The 16408-nt window shown below is 68.2% G+C and carries 12 protein-coding genes; 7 read left to right on the top strand and 5 right to left on the bottom strand.

The genetic code is table 11. From position 1 onward, the window contains the following. Positions 1-3: 3 nt before the first annotated feature. The 4 genes from DIZ26_RS04160 to DIZ26_RS04145 are packed head-to-tail and all read right to left on the bottom strand — an operon-like array spanning position 4 to position 5801. Positions 4-2208 (bottom strand): WD40/YVTN/BNR-like repeat-containing protein, encoded by a 2205-nt coding sequence (locus DIZ26_RS04160; RefSeq protein WP_112237888.1) that lies wholly within the window; start codon positions 2206-2208, stop codon positions 4-6. Positions 2209-2231: 23 nt separating this feature from the next. After that, a complete protein-coding gene (locus tag DIZ26_RS04155; RefSeq protein WP_112237886.1) occupies positions 2232-3194 on the bottom strand; it encodes a carbohydrate ABC transporter permease in 963 nt (320 codons plus the stop codon). Continuing rightward, positions 3191-4150, bottom strand: a complete 960-nt coding sequence (locus DIZ26_RS04150) for an ABC transporter permease (protein ID WP_232828135.1) — start codon at positions 4148-4150, stop codon at positions 3191-3193. The genes DIZ26_RS04155 and DIZ26_RS04150 overlap by 4 nt, the downstream gene beginning before the upstream one ends. Further along, complete coding sequence (locus tag DIZ26_RS04145) at positions 4134-5801, bottom strand: extracellular solute-binding protein (protein WP_112237882.1); 1668 nt, start codon at positions 5799-5801, stop codon at positions 4134-4136. Before DIZ26_RS04145 ends, DIZ26_RS04150 begins: the two co-directional genes overlap by 17 nt. A 154-nt stretch (positions 5802-5955) precedes the next feature. On the opposite strand from DIZ26_RS04145, the gene DIZ26_RS04140 reads away from it, so the two are divergent. Then, positions 5956-7158 carry an ROK family transcriptional regulator gene (locus DIZ26_RS04140; RefSeq protein ID WP_112237880.1) on the top strand — a complete coding sequence of 401 codons (1203 nt, stop codon included), beginning with the start codon at positions 5956-5958 and terminating at the stop codon, positions 7156-7158. Positions 7159-7389: 231 nt separating this feature from the next. Then, positions 7390-10239 carry a glycoside hydrolase family 3 protein gene (locus DIZ26_RS04135; RefSeq protein ID WP_112237878.1) on the top strand — a complete coding sequence of 950 codons (2850 nt, stop codon included), beginning with the start codon at positions 7390-7392 and terminating at the stop codon, positions 10237-10239. Between the two features lie 27 nt (positions 10240-10266). Here the strand turns inward: DIZ26_RS04135 and DIZ26_RS04130 are convergent, their stop codons facing one another. Then, positions 10267-11283, bottom strand: coding sequence for a LacI family DNA-binding transcriptional regulator (locus DIZ26_RS04130; RefSeq protein ID WP_112237876.1), 1017 nt, complete (start codon positions 11281-11283; stop codon positions 10267-10269). A gap of 187 nt (positions 11284-11470) precedes the next feature. Here DIZ26_RS04130 and DIZ26_RS04125 point away from each other — a divergent pair, with 187 nt between their 5' ends. Genes DIZ26_RS04125 through DIZ26_RS04105 form a run of 5 tightly spaced genes read left to right on the top strand, consistent with a single transcriptional unit; the run spans position 11471 to position 16406 of the window. Further along, positions 11471-12694: a sugar ABC transporter substrate-binding protein gene (locus tag DIZ26_RS04125; protein ID WP_112237874.1), complete on the top strand. Its 1224-nt coding sequence runs from the start codon at positions 11471-11473 to the stop codon at positions 12692-12694. Between the two features lie 23 nt (positions 12695-12717). Further along, positions 12718-13677: a carbohydrate ABC transporter permease gene (locus tag DIZ26_RS04120; RefSeq protein WP_112237872.1), complete on the top strand. Its 960-nt coding sequence runs from the start codon at positions 12718-12720 to the stop codon at positions 13675-13677. Positions 13678-13697: 20 nt separating this feature from the next. After that, on the top strand, positions 13698-14513 hold the full coding sequence (locus DIZ26_RS04115) for a carbohydrate ABC transporter permease (protein ID WP_112237870.1): 816 nt from the start codon (positions 13698-13700) through the stop codon (positions 14511-14513). Positions 14514-14539: 26 nt separating this feature from the next. After that, positions 14540-15316, top strand: coding sequence for a ThuA domain-containing protein (locus tag DIZ26_RS04110; RefSeq protein WP_112237868.1), 777 nt, complete (start codon positions 14540-14542; stop codon positions 15314-15316). Beyond that, complete coding sequence (locus tag DIZ26_RS04105; RefSeq protein ID WP_112237866.1) at positions 15309-16406, top strand: Gfo/Idh/MocA family protein; 1098 nt, start codon at positions 15309-15311, stop codon at positions 16404-16406. Before DIZ26_RS04110 ends, DIZ26_RS04105 begins: the two co-directional genes overlap by 8 nt. Positions 16407-16408: the final 2 nt, after the last annotated feature.

Below are 16408 nucleotides of genomic sequence, written 5' to 3'. Positions count from 1 at the left end.
CGCTCAGACCGGTTCCCCGTAAGGGATTCCCAGGCCGTTGGTGGACAGATACACCCGGCCGTAGACCCGCGGGTCACCGGCGATCGCGTCGCCGGTGGACGCGAACTGGTGCTTGTCGTCGTTGATCCGCAGCCAGCTCCGGCCGCTGTCGTCGGAGCGGAAGATCCCGCGCTGACCGGCCACCTTGCCTGAGCTGTAGACCGCCATCTCCGTCCGTCCGCGCGCTGCCTTACCGAACCCGACGGTGTACGCCTCTTCGATCGACGCCACCGGCTGGTACGTCGCGCCGCGGTCGACCGATCGGAACAGTCCGCCCGCGCCGGCCGCGAGCCAGCAGTGACCCACCCGGTTCAGCACTGTTTCGAGCTTGCCGTTCCCAGTAGGCAGACCCGTTGCCGAGGGCAAGAAAGTCGCACCACCGTTGGTACTGCGGTACGCCGTACCAGTGGACGGATCGAACGCGTAGAACAAGCTCGCGTCGACCCTGTCGCCGACGACCACAGCCTGCGCGGGCAGGCCGGTCACCGCGGTCCAGGTGGCACCACGGTCGCGGGAGTAGTGCGGCACGACGTCACCCGGCACCCACACGATCGTCCGGGCGTCGGTGCTGAGAACGATCTTCCCTGGCTGTGATGAACCGGCCGGCTCACCGGCGAACGGTTGCCAACTCACCCCGGCGTCGGTCGAGTAAGCACCGCGCTGCAAAGAGTTGCCATAGGCAACGCGCACGACGAACCCGGGAGCGGTAGCTGCGTAGTCCAGGCTGGGCGAGCTCCCCGAGACCGGATTGGACGCCTGCCCATCGGGCGGGACCACGTTCAGCCGGTCGTGTCGGTAGACGCCGATGTCGCCGAGTGCGCTGATCAACGGAGGTCCCCACGGCGGGCTGATCAGATCCAATACGGCCGTCTCCTCGAGACCCTGCGCCCGAACGGACCAGTGCGTACTCCGGCCCGCCTCGGCGCCGGTGACGTCGTCCGTGCCGAAGATGGTCGCGCCCGTGACGTACATGACCTTGTCGGAGTCGAACGGATCGATAGAGATGTCACCGATCATCCAGCCCAGCTTGGCGGACGGACCGTGGAAGGTCAGGTACGGCGCACCGGACGTGTCGAGCACGATCCGCTCGCCGATCGAATGCCAGGTCGCGCCGCCGTCGACGGACCGGAACACGTCGTCGACCGGACCCCACCGGCTCATCGTGGAGACCATCACCGTGCCCGGCTGGCGCGGATCGGTGGACAGGCCGGCGTACCCGAATCCTGCTTCGCCGCCGGTGTTCGGCCGCAGTGGGGTGATGTCGGTCCACTCGTCCGTTGCCGTGTCGACCTTGTGCACCGCGCCGTCGTACATCTCGTAAGGCCCGGGGCGATCGCCGTAGGTCAGGTAGATGAAGCCGTCCGCACCGAGCTCACCGTGGTGCGGCAACAACCCGGTCGGCTGGTTCGGCACCAAGGCCCAGGTGCGGCCGGCATCCGTACTGCGGTACAGCGAGCCGGCCGGATCGGTGACGCCCGCGTAGATGACCGGAGTCGGGCGGCCCCGGCGGGCACCTCGCGGATCCATGAAGACGAAGCCGATCCCGATACCGGGCGTGCCGACGACGGGGAAGCTGTCGACGCGGGCCCACGTCACGCCACGGTCGGTACTGCGCCACAGGCCCTGGTTCCGGGTGCCGAAATAGAGCACCCGGCCGTCCAGCGGATCCACCACGAGCCGCTCCCCCATCGAACGGCCCGGCTCGTTGCCACCGAGCTTGAAGGGCAGGTCGGTGCGCTGGAACGTGCGGCCCTGGTCGGTCGAGCGCAGGATCGCGCCGTTGATCGGCGACCACTCGTTGGTATAGGTGCCGGCGGCAAGATAGAGCCGGGACGGATCGCACGGATCGAGGGCCAGGCTCTCGACGCCGGTCAGGCTCCAGTCGTCCCAGCCGACCCATTCGAGCAACTGGACCCAGCGCTCGGTGCGGACGTCCAGCCGGGCCGCGCCGCCGATGTCCGTCCGGACGTAGACCAGGCCGCGCTGCTTGGGGTGATGGATGATGCCGGTGACGAAGCCGCCGCCGACGATCTCGACGTTGCGCCAGCGGTAGTGCCCGCCGGCACCGCCGCCGGTCTGGCCGGCAGTGGCGGCGGCCGGTCCTGCGACGGTAGTGGCCAGGGCCGCTCCCGTACCCAGCGCCAGAAAGTGTCTGCGCGGAAGGGACATGTCTCTCCTCAGTTCGGGACCGGTCAGCCTTTGACCGCGCCGATGATGACGCCCTTGGTGAAGTGCCGCTGGATGAACGGATAGATCACCAGCACCGGAACGACCGCGATCACCACGATCGCCATCTTGATCGCCAGGCTCGGCGCGGGGGCCAGACCCATCCCGGAACCGCTCGTCACCCCGCCGGCGCCGGTCGGCAGTACCTGGGCCTGCACGATGTAGGTCCGCAGCACCATCTGCAGCGGCCACTTGTTGTTGTCGTTGATGTAGAGCATCGCGTTGAAGAAGGCGTTCCAGTAACCGACCGCGTAGAACAGGCCGACGACCGCGACCACTGCCTTCGACAGCGGCAGGACGATCCGGCTCAGCACCGCGAACTCGCCCGCGCCGTCGATCCGGGCACTGTCGATCAGCTCGCCGGGGATGCCCATGAAGAACGACCGCATCACGATCAGGTTGAACGCCGAGATCGCGGTCGGCAGGATCAGCGAGCCGTAGCTGTCGATCAGGCCGAGTGCGTTGACCACGAGGTAGCTCGGAATGATGCCCGGGCCGAACAGGAACGTCAGCAGCACGACGAACAACAGCGGCCGATGCAGCAACGAGCCGGGCCGGGACAGTCCGTACGCCGCGAGCACGGTCAGCCCGAGACTGAAAGCCGTGCCGATGAGCGTGATCCCGGTACTGATCAGGAGCGCCCGGGTGACCACACCACCCGACAGCAGTTGCACATAGGCGGCGATGGTCAGCTCGCGCGGTACGACGACCAGCCCGCCCGCCCGGGTAACGGCTTCCGTCGTCGACAGGCTGGTCACCACGACGACGTACAGGGGGAACGTCACCAGCAGCGCGACCAGCGCCAGCACGACCGGCTTGCTGAGCCGGCCGAACCAGGACGGTTGTTCCTCCCAGACGGGACGGCCCGCCTCGGTCTGGGCCCGTTGCCGCGCGAGGCGGCGCGGCGTACTCAAGGTCTGTGTGGTCATGATCGCGAATACACCCCTTGCTCTCCGATCAGGTGAGCGAACTTGTTGGCCACCAGCACCAGGACGAGCCCGACCAGCCCCTTGAACAGGCCCGCGGCCGCGCCGTAGCCGAAGTCACCGGCCAGCAGCCCCTGGTAGTACACGTAGGTGTCGAGCACCTCGGCCGCACCACCGCCGACCGCGCTGCGCTGCAGGATGAACTGCTCGAAGCCGACCGTCAGCGCGTCGCCGAGCCGCAGGATCAGGAGCAGCACGATCACCGGACGCAGACCGGGCAGGGTGATGTGCCACAGCCGCCGCCAGCGGTTGGCGCCGTCGGCCGCGGCCGCTTCGTACAGGGCGGGGTTGATCGTGCTCAGGGCAGCGAGAAACACGATCATCCCCCACCCTGCGTCTTTCCAGACCGCCTGCGCCGTGACCAGCACGATGAAGGTGTCCGGTTTCGTCATCAGGTCGACCGCGCTGTGGCCGTGTTCGCGCAGGGTCTGCGCCAGCAGGCCGGCGCCGCCGATCATCTGCTGGAACAGCGACACCACCAGCACCCAGGAGAAGAAGTGCGGCAGATAGACGACGCCCTGAATGAAGGTACGCAGCCGGGTGGACAGCACGCTGTTCAGCAGCAGCGCCAGACCGATCGGGATCGGGAAGAAGAAGACCAGCTGGAAGGCGGTGATGGACAGTGTGTTGGCCAGCGCCTTCCAGAACGCCACCTCCGAGAACAGCCGGCTGAAGTTGGCGAACCCGACGAAGTCGCTGCCACGGATGCCGACGTACGGCGAATAGTCCTGGAAGGCGATCACGTTGCCGAGCGTCGGGAAGTAGTGGAAGACGCCGAGCAGCACGATCACCGGCGCGACCATCACCAGCAGCGGCCAGTCCCGCCGCAGCCGGTGCCGCCAGCCCGCTCCGCCGGACCGGCCCCGACCGCTCCGTCTACCGCTAGCGACCGTTGTCACTGAGAACCTTGGCGTAGAAGTCGCGGCCTTCGTCGCCGCCGTTCTTGCGCCACTCCTGGATGGCCACCTTGAGATCGCTCACCGGCCGCCGACCCCGGTAGATGTCCTGCAGCTTGTCGTCGAACGGCTGGGCCAGCGCGGCCATCTTGGCCGGCTGCTCGACCCGGATGCCCTCGAACAGGTTCTTCTCCCGGACCTTGACGGCTTCGTTCTGCCACTTGCTCATCGCCTGGACGTAGCCCGGGTACTCGCTCTGGGTGATGGCCAGCGGCCGCCCGCCGAGGAAGATGTAGGTGCTCGCGACCTCCTTCTGTCCCAGCGCCGTCAGCTTCGGCGCGCCGGAAGGCTGCCGGATGTAGTGCTTGCCCTCGACCCCGTAGTTGTAGAGCTGGTTCTCCTCGGTACCGAACGGCGCGGCCGTGTAGTTGAGCACGCCCAGCAGTTCCGCGATCCGGTCCTTGCCGAGACCCTTCTTCACGAACGTGAAGATGCCGGCCGGGTCACCGCTCCACACGATCGGTGTGCCGCCGTCGTGGGCGAACGGCGAGACGATCTGCATGTCGAACTTGGGGTTGATCGCCATCTGGCGCTGCAGCGACTCGGTCCACGCGCCGAGGCCGTCCTGGCGGACGACGATCTGGCCGCCCTCGAACAACGGCTTCTGGTCGACGGCGTTGTTACCGACCACGGTCGGGTGTACGTAGCCGGACTGGAAGACCCGGCGGACGAAGGCCGTCGCCTCCTCGAACTCGGGCGTCTCGATCTTGTTCACCAGCTTGCCGTCGGCGTCCTTGCGCCAGCCCGACGGTACGCCGAAGGCACGCTGCACCTCGTCGGAGATGCCGCCGAAGGCCCACCGGTTGCGCTTGGCATCGGTCAGCTGCTTGCCCAGTGCGAACAGCTCGTCGGCGGTCTTGGGCGGCGCGGCGCCGACCTGGTCGAAGATGTCCTTGCGGTAGAACAGCGCCCAGGGGAAGCCGTCGGAGGGGAACGGCACCGCCTTGAGCTGGGAGTTCCACACGCCGTACGCCCAGGCCCGGGTCGGCAGGTTCGCCAGCATCGGGTACGCCGAGGCCTTGTCACCGGCCAGGTAAGGGGTCAGGTCCTCGAACAGCTTGTCGACCGCCTGGCCGAACCGGGTCAGCCCGGAGATGTTCCAGCCCGGCACGCAGAGCAGTTCCGGAACGTTGCCCGAGGCAAGCAGCGGGCCGAGCTTGTCGCCGTAGTCGTTGCCGCTCAGGATGTTGAACCGGACCGGCGCACCGATCCGCTCGTTGTTCGCGTCGAAGTAGGAGTTGTTGCCGAGGCCGGGCGGCAGCGGGGCCCACAGCGGGGTCATCGCCGAGACCTCCTTACCGCTCTTCACCGCCTTGTCCGGCACCCCGCGCTTCAGCTCCGACGGGTACTTCGTGAAGCCCGGCGAGGCGCCGTTCTCGCCCGGCAGGTCCGGCTTGACCGATTCATAGGCGATGTACTTCGGGAGCAGGCCGGTCAGTTTGTCCTCGGTCTCGGCGTGCCCACCGGTGGAGGACTTCTTGCCGTCTCCGGAGCACCCGGCCAGCGTCGTGCCGCCGGCGGCCACGGCCGCGCCGGCGCCGAGCAAAGAGATGAAGGTGCGGCGGCTGGTGGAGCCGCCTGGTGATCCGGTCACGATGAATTCCCTTTCGCACTGTGAACGAGAGCCCGGCCCGCGTAGAATTAGTTGGGCTAGTAGCCAAACAAATTAGCTCACGCCTGGTGGCTCCACAAGGTGTAGAACTGAACCAGCCAGCAGGCGGCCGGCGAACGAGTCGACAGGACGGACCTTGACCACACAGACCGCGGACCACACCGACGTGCGTGCCACCAACCTGGCCGCGGTGCTCGCCTACCTCCGCCGCGAGGCGCCCTGTTCCCGGGCCGCGATCGCGACCGGGACAGGGCTGAACAAGGCGACCGTGACCAGCATCGTCGGCGACCTGATCGACCGGCGGCTGGTTCGCGAGACCCAGCAGACGCAGAACCACGTCGGCCGCCCGGCGACCTTGCTGGTGCTCGACGGATCGGCGTACGCCGCGATCGGGCTGGAGGTGAGCGCCCGGGGCCTGAGCGCGTCCGCCTACGACATCGCCGGCAACCAGTTGCTGCGCTGGCACCGCGCCGGGCCCGGGGTGGATGCCGGCCCGGCGAAGACCACGGCCGCCCTGGTCACACTGGCCCGGCGGGCGATCGCGACCGTGCAGTCGTCCGGTCGCCAGGTGCTCGGCCTGACCGTCGGCGTGCCCGGTCTGGTGAATCGGGACGGTTCGGTCGTCCTCGCCGCCGGCCTGGGCTGGCGCGACGTCCGGCTCCGCGCCGACCTGACCCAGGCGCTCGGCCGGCCGGACATTCCGGTCATCGTCGACAACGACGCCAACCTGGGGGCGCTGGCCGAGCTTCGCTACGGTCCGCAGGCCGGTGCCGAGAATCTGATCCTGCTCACCGGTGACACCGGGATGGGCGCGGGCGTGATCTGCGACGGGCGACCGCTGCGCGGCACCTTGGGCTACGTCGGCGAGATCGGCCATCTGGAGATCGAGCCCGGCGGCCCGCTCTGCGGCTGCGGTCGGCGCGGCTGCCTCGAAGCCATGGCCGGCATCCCAGCGATCCTCGCCCGGCTCGCACCGGACAGCGCCGTCGACCCCGATCCCCAGGTTCAGCTGGAGCAGGTGGTGCGCCGGGCCGAGGCGGGCGACGCCGAGGTGATCGGCATCCTGACCGAGGTCGGTGGCCGCATCGGCCAGGGCATCTCGGTGCTGGTGAACGTGCTGAATCCAGGCACGGTCGTGCTGGGCGGCTCGTACGCACTGCTAGCGCAATGGCTGATTCCGTCCGCCGAGAAGGAACTCCGGGACCGGGCGCTGGCTCCCGACGCCGGCGGCTGCGAGGTGATCGCCTCCACCTTCGGCCACGACGGAACGTCGATCGGAGCGGTCGCCCGTTCGCTCGACCGGCTCGACTCCGGCCGGCTGCCGACGGCCCGCTCGTAGAGCCGACTGCCGGCTGCCGGCAGCCCGCTTGTAGTAGCGCTCAGGTCTTGACCGGTTGCTCAGAGGATGCGAACCTCTGAGTCACTCCGTCGTAACACGGCCGTCATGAGCCGCGGCGGATTTTTTGGCCCCTGTCGTCGAAGCGCTTCGATCACGATCGATCCGCCCCTTCGATTTCTGATCGAAGCGCTTCGAATCGTTCCCCCGTCGAGCCCATCGGAGTCCGATTCGATGAACACCACCGCCCCTGTTCCGTACCGCGATCCGGCGCGCCTGCTCGACGAACGGATCACCGACCTGCTCGGCCGGCTCACCCTGGCCGAGAAGCTCGGTCTGCTCCACCAGCACCAGATGCCCGTACCGCGGCTGGGCGTGGCCTCGTTCCGGACCGGCACCGAAGCGCTGCACGGGGTGGCCTGGCTCGGCCCGGCGACCGTCTTCCCGCAGGCGATCGGTCTGGCCGCGACCTGGAACCCCGAGCTGGTCCGCACGGTCGGCAACGCGATCGGCAACGAGGTCCGGGTGTTCCATCAGAAGGATCCGGGTGACGTCGGGCTCAACGTCTGGGCGCCGGTGGTGAACCCGCTCCGCGACCCGCGCTGGGGACGCAACGAGGAAGGGTTCTCCGAGGATCCCTGGCTGACCGGCAAGATGGCGACCGCCTACGGCCGCGGCCTGACCGGCGACCGGCCGGACTACCTCAAGACCGCACCCACCCTGAAACACTTCCTTGCCTACAACAACGAGACGGATCGCTGCGAGACCTCCAGCAACCTGCCGCCCCGGGTCCTGCACGACTACGAGTTGCCCGCGTTCCGTGCCCCGATCGAGGCCGGCGCCGCCGTCGCGATGATGCCGTCGTACAACCTGGTCAACGGCCGGCCGGCGCACCTGAGCCCGCTGATCAACCAGGTGGTGCGGGAATGGACGGCCGACGACCTGCTGGTCGTCAGCGACGCCGGCGCCCCGGCGAACCTGATCGAGCCCCAGCACTACTACCCGGACGGACCATCGGCGTACGCCGGTGCGCTGCTGGCCGGAGTCGACAGCTTCACCCAGGACGGCGCCGACGCCGGCCCGTCGATCCGGCATCTGGAGCAGGCCATCGAGCGCGGCCTGCTCGAGGAGTCCGACATCGATACCGCCGCCCGGCACGCGCTGGCGATCCGGTTCCGGCTGGGCGAGTTCGATCCACCCGAGCTCGATCCCTACCGCAGCCTCGATCCAGATCTGGTGAACTGCCCCGAACACCGCCAGCTCGCGCTGGATGCGGCGCGGCAGTCCGTAGTACTGCTCAAGAACGAGTGCCACGTGCTCCCGCTGGACAGCGCGTCCACCGGCCTGGTCGCCGTCATCGGGCCACTGGGCGACAAGCTCTACGAGGACTGGTACGCCGGAACGCTGCCGTACCAGATCACCGCGCTCGACGGGCTGGTCGAGCGCCTGGGCTCCGACCGCGTCGAGTTCTGTGAGGGCGTGGACCGGATCGCCCTGCGGGTGGCCGAAACCGACCTGCGACTGGCCGTCGGCGCCGAGGACGAGCTGGCCGTTTCCGCAGGCGACGCTGACGAGAGCGCACTGTTCGATCTCTTCGACTGGGGCGGTGAGGCTTGGGCGCTCCGCTCGGTCCGCACCGGCCGGCATCTGACCGTCACCGACGACGACAGGCTGGTCGCGGATCAGCCCGGCCCGAACGGCTGGGAGGTGAAGCAGACCTTCCGGTTGATCCAGACCAGCGAATCGACCACCCTGGTCCAGCACCTGAACAGCGGCCGCTTCCTCCGGGCCGGTGAGACCGTCACGTTGACCGATCGGGCCGAGGCGACGGCCTTCCTCGTCGAGGTCGTCGTCGACGGCACGGCCCGGAGTACGGAGCTCGCCGCTCGGGCGGACGTCGCGGTGGTTGTCGTGGGCAACCATCCGCTCGTCAACGGGCGGGAGACCGAGGACCGCGCCGAGCTCGACCTGCCCGCAGCGCAGGAGCGGTTGGCCAAGGCGGTCCACGCAGCCAATTCGCGGACGGTCCTCGTGATGAGCAGCAGTTATCCGTTCTCGACCTGCTGGGCGCAGCAGAACCTTCCGGCCGTGCTCTGGTCGGCACACGGGGGCCAGGAGTACGGCCGGGCGCTCGCGGACGTCCTGTTCGGGGACTGCGATCCCAGTGGCCGGCTGCCGCAGACGTGGTACCGGTCGGCCGCGGACCTGCCCGACCTTCTCGACTACGACATCGTCGCCACCGACGCGACCTATCTCTACTACCGCGGCACTCCCCTCTATCCGTTCGGCCACGGACTCAGCTACACCACCTATGCCTATTCCGATCTCGAGATCAGCGCCGCGTCGATGCCGGCCGACGGCGAACTCCGGATCAGCTGCACGGTCACCAACACAGGCACCAGGGCCGGACGCGAGGTCGTCCAGCTCTACACGCATCAGCAGCGCTCACGCGTCAAGCAACCCCTGCGGCAGCTGCGTGACTTCCGGCGGGTAGCCCTCTCCCCCGGCGAGAGCGAGCGGGTCGAGCTCACACTGTCGGCCGCCGAGTTGGCGTTCTGGGACGTCACCCGGGATCGGCCGTGCGTCGAAACCGCGCGGCACAGCATCCTGATCGGCCGGTCCTGCACCGACACCCGGCTGACCGCGACCGTCGACGTCCTGGGCGAACGCATCCCGGCCCGGAAGCTCACCTCCCGTCCGCTGGCGTCGATCACCTTCGACCAGTACTGCGCGATGACGCTGATCTCCGTCGCGCCGGACCGGGGCGAGGCGACCCAGTCGCTGGATGCCGGCGCCTGGCTCGCGTTCGACGACATCGAGCTGCCGATCGGCCGATTCACCTGTACCGCAAGGGTTTCCAACGAGAGCGCTGCATCCGGCCGGCTCGAACTCCGCGCCGACGATCCCCTGCACGGCGAACTGCTCGGCCAGTGCGACATCGCGCCGACCGGCCCGCGACACAGCTGGACCGAGGCCGATTTCGAACTCACCACCAGCCAGCCGCCCAGCACCCTGTACGTCGTCTTCGCCGCGCGCGGCCTCGGCCTGGAAACCCTCACCTTCACTCCGATCGAGCCGGTCTGACAGCGGTGCTCCTAGCAGGCAGGAGACTCAACCAGAGCGCGGCAGCGCCGTGGTACCGCCTGGCTGGTAGGCGGCCGGGACGAGTTGGGGCGGGAGTGGGTCGGCGCCTTCGAGTTGGCGGATCAGGGCTTCGGTGCCGAGCTGGCCGAGCTCGGGACCGGGGGTCCGCATGATCGTGAGTTCCGGGTCGGCCAGCCGCGCGGTCTCCGACGACATCAGCAGAGCCAGCACCGAGATCTCCCGCGGCACGTCGTGGCCCAGCTTCTTGAGGCCGGACACGACACCGAGGGCGGCGTACTCGTTCACCACCAGGACCGCCGTCGTGTTGGGATGCTCGGCCATCACCCGGGCCGCGACCTCCTGACCCGACCGGGTGGTGTCCGAGCTCTCGATGATGACGGTCTGCACGCCGTACTCCGCCGCGACCCGGCGATAGGCCGCCTCGCTGCGGACGTACGGGCCGTAGTTGCGGAAGCTCGGATGGCTCAGGTCGCCCGCGACCAGCACGATCTGCCGGTGACCCAGGCCGTACAACTCCCCTACCGCGTTCTCGACCGTGGTCTCGAAGTCGATGTCGACGTGCGGAAGGCCGTCCGGGGTGGTGGTCCGGCCGATCAGGGCGAACGGCGTACCGATCGACTGCAGGATGCCGACCCGGGCATCGTCGAGCTGGACCTCCATCAGGACGACGCCGTCGACCAGGCTCTGCCCGACCAGCTCGGTCAGCTCGGCGCCGTCGTTGCCGACCGGCCACAACACCAGGTGGTAGTCCTGCTTGCGGGCCGCGTCGGCCGCGCTGGTGAAGAACTCCGCGGCCGAGAACCCGAACCGGTGGTCCAGTGCCGGGTACGCCATAGCGATGATCCGGGTACGCCGGCTGGCCAGCGCCCGGGCCACCATGTTGCGCCGGAACCCGAGCTCGGTCATCGCCCGCTCGATCTTCGCGCGGGTCGCCGGCGTCACCGGCTTGGTGTCGTTGAGGACGAAGGACACGGTCGCGATCGAGACCCCGGCCCGCTGCGCGACGTCTCGCATGGTCACCATCGGAATCGGCCCTCCCTGAACTCTTGACAGCAGTGTGACGCAAGGAACATAGTCCTGTGACACCTCAGTTAAGCGGTTTACCGACCCATCCACAAGGTAGCCACCCTTCTCCGCCGGCCAGCGGTTAAGCGCTTAGATCGCGCCTTCCGCGGCCGCCGTCACCATTCATCCGAAGGAGAGCAATGTCATGATCGGCAACCGGATCGCCGCGGCGCTGGCGGGTGTGACAGCACTGTCGCTCGCGCTGGCCGGCTGTGGCGACAGCGGCAACAAATCGTCGTCGTCGGGCCAGAGCGTCACCAGCCTCTCGATCCTGGACTACTACAACAACGACCCGGACAAGGCGCTGGTCCAGAAGGGCCTCGACTCCTGCGCGAGCAAGCTGGGCATCACCATCAAGCGCGAGACGGTGCCTGGTGACACCTTGATCGCCAAGGTGCTGCAGCAGGCGTCCTCGAAGACGTTGCCCGACGTGCTGATGCTCGACAACCCCGACGTCCAGCAGATCGCGGCCACCGGCGCGCTGGCGCCGCTGAACGACCTGGGGCTGAACGCCGACGGAGTTATCCAGGGCATGGTCGACGCGACGTCGTACCAGGGCAAGCTGTACGGACTGGCGCCGGTGACGAACACGATCGCGCTGTTCTACAACAAGACGATGCTGGCCGACGCCGGTGTCCAGCCGCCGAAGACCTGGGACGAGCTGAAGGCCGCGGCCAAGAAGCTCACCAAGCCCGGCCGGTACGGGATGGCCTTCAACGCGAACGCCACCTACGAAGGCTCCTGGCAGTTCCTGCCGGCGATGTGGACCAACGGCGGCGACGAGACCGACCTGAAGAGCCCGCAGGTGGCCGAGGCGCTGCAACTGTGGGTCGACCTGGTCAAGTCGGGGTCGGCGTCGAAGAGCGTCATCAACTGGACCCAGGGCGACGTGAAGGACCAGTTCGTCGCCGGCAAGGCCGCGATGATGGTGAACGGCCCGTGGCAGATCCCGGCCCTGGCGAAGGCGCCGAACGTGAAGTGGGACGTGGTCACGTTCCCGCTGAACAAGCCGGACCAGACCCCGGTCGCGCCGCTCGGCGGTGAGGCCTGGACGGTCCCGCTGAACAAGGACCAGGCCAAGCAGCAGAAGGCCGCCGATTTCGTGAAGTGCCTGAACTCGGACGAGAACGAACTGGCCTGGGCGAAGGCCCGGTTCACCCTGCCGACCAAGACCGCGCTGCTCGACCAGTACGCCCAGGAGGTGCCGTCGATGAAGGCGTTCGCCGAACAGGTCAAGACCGCCCGCGCCCGGACCGGCAAACTCGGCGACAAGTGGCCGGACGCCGCGAAGGTGATCTACCAGGCGATCCAGCTCGCGCTGACCGGTAAGGCCTCGGCCCAGGACGCCTTCAAGCAGGCCTCCGGCTGAGCCGGGCGACAGGGAGAAGAACCATGGTGCACGCACCGACGCTCACTCCCAGCACCGAGGAATCCGGCCCGCAGCCGGTGCGCAAGGCCCGGCTGCGGCGTCGTCGGGGTGAGGAGCTGACCAAGGTCCTGTTCGTCGCCCCCGCGGCGCTGGCGATGCTCGCGCTGTTCGGCTATCCGGTGGTGAAGAACCTGCTGATGAGCGTGCAGGACTACACCCTGCGGACCTTCTTCACCGGGCAGGCGCCCTGGGTCGGGCTGCGGAACTACACGACCGTCGTGAAGGACCACCTGTTCTCGCAGGCGATGGTGAACACCGCGCTGTTCACCATCGGGTCCATCGCCTTCCAGTTCGGCATCGGGCTGGCGCTGGCGCTGTTCTTCCGGCGGCGGTTCCCACTCGGCGGCGTACTGCGGTCACTGCTCCTGCTGCCATGGCTGCTGCCGCTGATCGTGTCCAGTGCGACCTGGCGGTCGATCCTCGAACAGGACAGCGGCATCCTGAACCGCACGCTGATGGGGCTCGGCATCGTCAACGATCCGGTGCCGTGGCTCAACTCGCCGTCGGTCGCGCTGATCGCGGTGATCGGCGTGAACATCTGGATCGGCATCCCGTTCAACGTCACCCTGCTGTACTCCGGCCTGGCCGAGATCCCGGTGGAGTTGTACGAGGCCGGGCAGCTGGACGGGGCCACCGGCTGGCGCGGGTTCCGCTACATCACCTGGCCGAACCTGCGCGCGGTGGCGAGTGTGCTGCTCGTGCTCGGGGTGGTCTACACGATCAAGGTGCTGGACATCATCCTCGGCCTGACCGGTGGTGGACCGGCCAATGCCACCCAGACGCTGGCGACGCAGTCCTACCAACGGTCGTTCGTCGACTTCAAGTTCGGCCAGGGCGCGGCGCTGAGCAACATCCTGATCGCGGTCTCGCTGGTGTTCGCGATCCTCTACCTGCGCACGACCCGGCGCGCGGTGGACGAATGACCGCCGGGAGGAGTACGCCGATGTCCGATTCCGTTGCCCGTCGTGCCGTCTACACGGCGATCGGCGTGCTGATCCTGGCCATGATGCTGTTCCCGGTCTACTGGATGGTGAACGCCTCGCTGCAGCCGTCCGGGAACACCCTCACCGCGGGCTTCCTGCCGCTCGACCCGACGTTCGCCGGCTATCGGCGGGCGCTCAGCGAGCAAGGGCACAACCTGGTCACCAGCGTGATCATCGCGACCGGCACGGTCGTGCTGTGCCTGCTGATCTCCGCGCCGTGCGCGTATGCGCTGTCGCAGTTCCGGTCCCGCTGGGTGAGCATCGGGCTGCTGGCGATCCTGGTCTCGCAGATGATCCCGGGCATCGTGATCGCCAACGCGCTCTACACGGCGTACGAGAAAATCGGGTTGCTGAACTCGATTCCCGGGCTGATCCTGGCCAACTGCAGCAGCGGCATCCCGTTCGCGATCCTGATCCTGCGCTCGTTCATGCTGTCGCTGCCGGCCTCGCTGGTGGAGGCCGCGCGGGTGGACGGCGCCGGACTGGTCCGGGCGTTCGTCGCGATCGTGCTGCCGATCAGCAAGAACTCGCTCATCACCGCGGGACTGTTCACGTTCCTGTTCTCCTGGAGTGACTTCCTCTTCGCCCTCACGCTGACCACCAAGGGAGGCGTGCGGCCCGTCACGCTGGGGATCTACCAGTACCTCGGCACCCAGGTCCAGAACTGGAACGCGGTGATGGCGACCGCTGTGCTGTCGGCGATCCCGGCCATCGTGCTGCTGATCGCCGCCCAGAAGTACATCGCCGCCGGCGCCCTCGGTGGCGCCGTCAAATGACCCTCGACAACCAAGGACGAACACTGATGACGATTCGGGTACTCGTATGGGGCGAGAACCGGCACGAGCAGATCGAGCCGCACGTCGCCGAGATCTACCCCGACGGTATGCACGCGACGATCGCCGCCGGGATCAGCGACAACCTCGGCGCCGACGCCTCGGTCAGTACGACGACGCTCGACGAACCCGAGCACGGCCTGACCGAGGAGGTGCTGGCCAGGACCGACGTCCTGGTCTGGTGGGGCCACGCCGCGCACGGCGAGGTGGACGACGCCGTCGTCGACCGGGTCTACCAGCACGTGCTGTCCGGGATGGGCCTGGTCGTGCTGCACTCCGGCCACTGGTCGAAGATCTTCGGCAAGCTGATGGGCACCAGTTGCACGCTGCGCTGGCGCAGCGAGCAGGACCGCGAGCTGGTCTGGACGGTCGATCCCACCCACCCGATCGCGCAGGGTGTGCCGCACCCGATCGTGATCGAGCAGCAGGAGATGTACGGCGAGTTCTTCGACATCCCGGTGCCGGACGAACTCGTCTTCGTCTCCTCGTTCAGCGGCGGCGAGGTGTTCCGCTCCGGCTGCACCTTCCGGCGCGGCCACGGCCGGATCTTCTACTTCTCCCCCGGCGACCAGGACTATCCCGTCTACCACCACAAGGACATTCGCAAGGTGATCGCCAACGGGGTCGCTTGGGCCAACAGCGATCGGCCGGAGCGGGCACTGCCGACCCTGCTGCGGTACGAGACCGGCGACTTCTTCAACGGCCACGGCTACAGCGGCCCGATCGAGGAGCCTGCCGATGCCTGAACCGTTGCGCCTTCTCCAGGTCGGTGCCGGCGGCATGGGCCGGGCCTGGCTGGGCGCGATCGCGGCGAATCCGGACGTCGTCCTGGCAGGCTTGATCGACCTCGACGTACCGCTGGCGCGGGCGGCCGCCGACGAGCACGGGTACGGCGACGTACCGGTCGCCGCGTCGGTGGAGGAGTTGGCGGTGCGGACGGGCGCCGAGGCGGTCATCGACGTGACCGTGCCGGGTGCGCATGCCACCGTCAGTGTGGATGCGTTGCTGCGCGGGTTGCCGGTGCTGTGCGAGAAGCCGTTGGCCGAAACGGTGCGCGAGGGACTGGCGATGGTGGCGGCGTCGGAGGTCAGCGGGAAACTGCTGATGGTGTCGCAGTCGCGTCGCTACTTCCGGGCCGGTTCCGCGTTCGGCCGGCAGCTCGCCGGGCTCGGCCGGATCGGGTCACTGTTCTGCGAGTTCTTCAAGGCACCGCATTTCGGCGGCTTCCGGGAGCAGATGCCCGAGCCGCTGCTGGTCGACATGGCGATCCACCAGTTCGACTTGGCCCGCAAGCTGATCGGCTCCGAGCCAGTCTCGGTGTACTGCGAGTCGTACAACCCGGACTGGAGCTGGTTCGACGGCAACGCGGCGGCGTCGGCGATCTTCCGGTTCGCCGACGGCACCCGCTTCTCGTACACGGGAAGCTGGTGCGCGCCCGGCCTGGAGACCTCGTGGAACGGCCGCTGGCGGGCGAGCGCGTCCGGCGGTACGGCGGCCTGGGACGGCGACGGCGCACCGGAAGCGGAGCTCGCATCAGGAGAAGCACTGACCGCTGAGGTCGGCGACGAACCCGAGGAGATCAACGGGTCGCTGGTCGAGTTCGTGGCGGCGGTCCGGGAGTCGACGATCCCCCAGACCGAGGCGCACTCCAACGTCATCAGCATCGCCATGGTGGAGGCGGCCGTCCGGTCCGCAACCCTCGGTACGCCGGTGGCCATCGCCGACGTCATCTCCGACGCCCACGCCGAGGCAGTGGCCGCCGTCCAGGACCCCACCCTGAACGCGGCCCTGCAGGCCTGGCCCGATGTGCTGAAGGTGGTCGGCCTGACCAGCTGATG

The organism is Kribbella monticola (genome assembly GCF_003261635.1).
In the GTDB taxonomy this organism is placed as follows: domain Bacteria; phylum Actinomycetota; class Actinomycetes; order Propionibacteriales; family Kribbellaceae; genus Kribbella; species Kribbella monticola.
The sequence above is the reverse complement of the archived record's forward strand: the minus strand, read 5'-3'. Positions and strand labels throughout refer to the sequence as shown.

Coding starts and splice junctions, on each gene's coding strand:
- DIZ26_RS04160 (WP_112237888.1), bottom strand. CDS start 2,208: ATGTCCCTTCCGCGCAGACACTTTCTGGCGCTGGGTACGGGAGCGGCC.
- DIZ26_RS04155 (WP_112237886.1), bottom strand. CDS start 3,194: ATGACCACACAGACCTTGAGTACGCCGCGCCGCCTCGCGCGGCAACGG.
- DIZ26_RS04135 (WP_112237878.1), top strand. CDS start 7,390: ATGAACACCACCGCCCCTGTTCCGTACCGCGATCCGGCGCGCCTGCTC.
- DIZ26_RS04130 (WP_112237876.1), bottom strand. CDS start 11,283: ATGGTGACCATGCGAGACGTCGCGCAGCGGGCCGGGGTCTCGATCGCG.
- DIZ26_RS04125 (WP_112237874.1), top strand. CDS start 11,471: ATGATCGGCAACCGGATCGCCGCGGCGCTGGCGGGTGTGACAGCACTG.
- DIZ26_RS04120 (WP_112237872.1), top strand. CDS start 12,718: ATGGTGCACGCACCGACGCTCACTCCCAGCACCGAGGAATCCGGCCCG.
- DIZ26_RS04115 (WP_112237870.1), top strand. CDS start 13,698: ATGTCCGATTCCGTTGCCCGTCGTGCCGTCTACACGGCGATCGGCGTG.
- DIZ26_RS04110 (WP_112237868.1), top strand. CDS start 14,540: ATGACGATTCGGGTACTCGTATGGGGCGAGAACCGGCACGAGCAGATC.
- DIZ26_RS04105 (WP_112237866.1), top strand. CDS start 15,309: ATGCCTGAACCGTTGCGCCTTCTCCAGGTCGGTGCCGGCGGCATGGGC.